This is a genomic window from Microbacterium petrolearium (assembly GCF_054782875.1).
On the sequence record NZ_BAAGRQ010000106.1, the window covers coordinates 1 to 513 of the forward strand.

Here is a 513-nt window from a genome sequence, read left to right on the forward strand (position 1 = left end):
CAGGACTGCCCCCTGTGAGACCTCGAAGTCGACGGCCAGGTCCGGCTGAGCAACGTTGAGCCCGGTCACCGACGAGATGACCGCCATCAACGCCACCGAGACCGCGATCAGGATCGACCGACGTGTGCCCGGGTCGGACACGGTCGCCGCGTCGGTGATGCTGGGACCGAGCTCTGTAGTCTCTGGCTGGTTCCGCTGCATTTCGTGTCCTCTCGGGAGGTAGGCGACCACGTCGGAGAGCCGTGCGTGATCGTGGACGGAGGGAGTGGGGCAAGAGGGCGCAGCAGAAGCGTCGACCAGTACCCAACACCGCCAACCTACGCACGGCTTGCGGAGTAGACATAGGGTCGTGCCTATGGCGCAAGATGATGGTGAGCTGGACAGCCTCGTGCGCAAACGCGTGCGCGCCCTGCGAGTGGCGCAGGGCTGGTCGCTCGACGAGCTGGCCAAGCGGGCCAGGATGAGTCCGTCGTCACTCAGCCGGATCGAGAACGGCAAGCGCCGCCTCGCTCT

Annotated in this window: 2 protein-coding genes; one reads left to right on the forward strand and one right to left on the reverse strand. The window is 66.1% G+C overall.

Annotated elements, in window-relative coordinates; translation table 11 throughout:
• The coding region (locus ACYVJ0_RS13855) for a hypothetical protein (protein WP_460818442.1) at positions 1 to 201 on the reverse strand (201 nt) is incomplete at its 3' end.
• Between the two features lie 154 nt (positions 202 to 355).
• On the opposite strand from ACYVJ0_RS13855, the gene ACYVJ0_RS13860 reads away from it, so the two are divergent.
• The coding region (locus ACYVJ0_RS13860; RefSeq protein WP_460818444.1) for a helix-turn-helix domain-containing protein at positions 356 to 513 on the forward strand (158 nt) is incomplete at its 3' end.